The 2,267-nt window shown below is 70.3% G+C and carries 2 protein-coding genes; one reads left to right on the top strand and one right to left on the bottom strand.

Annotated features, from left to right (window positions below; genetic code table 11):
• Nucleotides 1-1,234: iron-containing alcohol dehydrogenase (locus C5O18_RS08700; RefSeq protein WP_206389819.1), on the top strand; the 1,234-nt coding region annotated here is incomplete at its 5' end.
• Nucleotides 1,235-1,301: 67 nt separating this feature from the next.
• On the opposite strand, the gene C5O18_RS10500 is transcribed toward C5O18_RS08700, so the two are convergent.
• A partial coding sequence (locus tag C5O18_RS10500; RefSeq protein ID WP_105193180.1) for a DUF6670 family protein occupies nt 1,302-2,267 on the bottom strand: 966 nt, incomplete at its 5' end.

The following is a 2,267-nucleotide window of genomic DNA, read 5'->3' as shown; positions in this document are numbered from 1 at the left end:
AAGACCCACGGAGACAGCTATGTCCGCGCTCGCCAACCGCCTCAAGTCCCTGCCCCAGCTCGCCGTCATCAAGGCCTTGGGCAAGGTCCTCACCCTGCCCCGGCCCATGGTCCTGTTCGGCGAGCACGCCGCCATCCGGCTCTGCGACAGCATTGCCGACCAGGGCTTCCGGCGCGTGCTGGTCATCTCCGACGAGGTGCTGGCAGGGCTCGGCACCCTGGATCCGCTGGTCGCCGCCCTCGAGGCCCGCGACGTGGTGGTGAGCCTGTACACCGGCGTGCGCCCGGACCCGACCTTCGAAGTGGTGGAGGATGGCCTGGCCGCCTGCCGCCGCGCCCGCGCCGATGCCCTGCTGGTGATCGGCGGCGGCTCCGCCATCGATGCCGGCAAGGTCATCGCGCTCGCGGCATCCACCGGCAAGTCGCCGCAGGCGCTGGTCGGCGTGCTCAAGGGTCGGCAGCCGGCGCTGCCCCTGTTCGTGGTGCCGTCGACCTCGGGCACCGGCTCGGAGGCCAGCGTCGCCGCGGTCATTTCCGACAGCGTCAGCCACGTCAAATCGCTGGTGGTCGACCCAGCGCTGGTGCCGCTGGCCGCCGCGCTGGACCCGCTGATCACGCGCGGCATGCCGGCCTCGGTGACCGCCGAGACCGGCATCGATGCCCTCACCCACGCCCTCGAGGGCTGGATGAGCACCTTCGCCAACGCCCAGACCGACGGCTACAACCGCGCCGCCGTCCGCCTCATCCTGGAGAACCTGGAGACCGCCTGCCGCGAACCCGGCAACCTGAAGGCGCGCGATGCCATGGCGCTGGGCTCGCACTACGCCGGCCTGTGCCTGAGCACCACCGCCATCGGCTATGTGCATGCCATCGCGCACCAGCTCGGCGCCCGCTACGGCGTGCCGCACGGGCGCGCCAACGCGCTGGTGCTGCCGCATGTGCTGGCTTTCAACAAGCCATCCTGCGAGAAGCGGCTGGCCCTGCTGGCGCGCGACATCGGCCTGGCGCCTGCCGGCAGCCGCGATGCCGAGGCCGCCGAGACGCTGTGCCGGCGCGTCGACACGCTGCTGGCGAACCTGCCGCTGAAGCGCTCCGGTGCCCAGGTGCAGCGCGCCGACTACGACCGCATCACCGAGGATGCGCTGACCGAGGCGCACGGCATGTACCCGCTGCCGCGCTACATGGACGAGCGCGATGTGCACCGCGTGCTCGACGCCATCCGCGCGGTGGCCTGAGCCCGAGCCGGTACCCGGGCGCGGCGACGCCGGCGAGCAGGCCCGGAACGGGCCGCACCCGCCCTCCTCAGCGCGACTCGCAGTCGATGTACTCGATGTAGCCGTCGCCGCTCACCGGCCGGCCCTGGTACTCGCCGCTGAAGCGGTATGAGCCGGCGTAGCCGCGGCCGAGACCGAAGCGCCACGGACTGGCCGGCCAGCACTCGATGTCGAGCACGGTGACGCCGGCCTCGCGCACGCGCCAGCGGAAACGGCGCGGCAGGCGCATGCGGCCGCCATCGGGTGCGACCGCCGGCTCGGGCTCGTATTCCAGCACCTCGAACACGACATCCTCGACATGAATACCGGCGCGTCCGTCACGGCCGCGCACATGCATGCCCTTGAAGGCGGTGCGGCCGAGCGCGCGGACATCGGTGAGCAGCAGCTGCGTCGAGGCGTCGAGATTGATGATCTGGTAGGTGAAGAAGTCCGCCGGCAGCTTCCAGGCATCGGGAATCACCCGACGGCTGAGCGCGTAGGGGCTCACGCTGCGGGCGTACTCGAAAGTGCACATCTGGTCGTCGAGGCGCAGCGTGCGGGTATCCTGCGCGCCTTCCCCGGTGCCGGACTGCGTGATGGTTCCGCTGCAGGTCGCGAACAGGCTGAAGTGATCGTAGGCGACGTTGCGCACGAACCAGGACACGGTGTCGGTGCAGCGCACCGTGATGTCCAGGCGGAAACCGCCCCAGGCCGCCTCGACCCGGTAGGTCGGGTAATCGCCGTGGATGCGCAGGTGCTCGCCGAAGGACACCAGCAGGTCGCCCTCGTCGCGGCGGCATTCGCGCGCGATCGAGTACGAGCGGTAGTGATGGTCATCGCCCAGCGCCGTGGAGCAGAGAAAGGTTGCGGTGTCCGACGGCGGGTCCTGCTGCAGGTGGTCGTTGTCTATCATGACGGCACCGGTGGCGCCGAGCAGGGTCATGATGTTGCAGTAACGGAACGGTTCCGGCAGCCCGGGTATGAAGATGCCGTAATGGGTCCAGCCGAAGCGGCG

The organism is Amnimonas aquatica (assembly GCF_002943415.1).
Lineage (GTDB): Bacteria > Pseudomonadota > Gammaproteobacteria > Pseudomonadales > Moraxellaceae > Perlucidibaca > Perlucidibaca aquatica_A.
The sequence above is the reverse complement of the archived record's forward strand: the minus strand, read 5'-3'. Positions and strand labels throughout refer to the sequence as shown.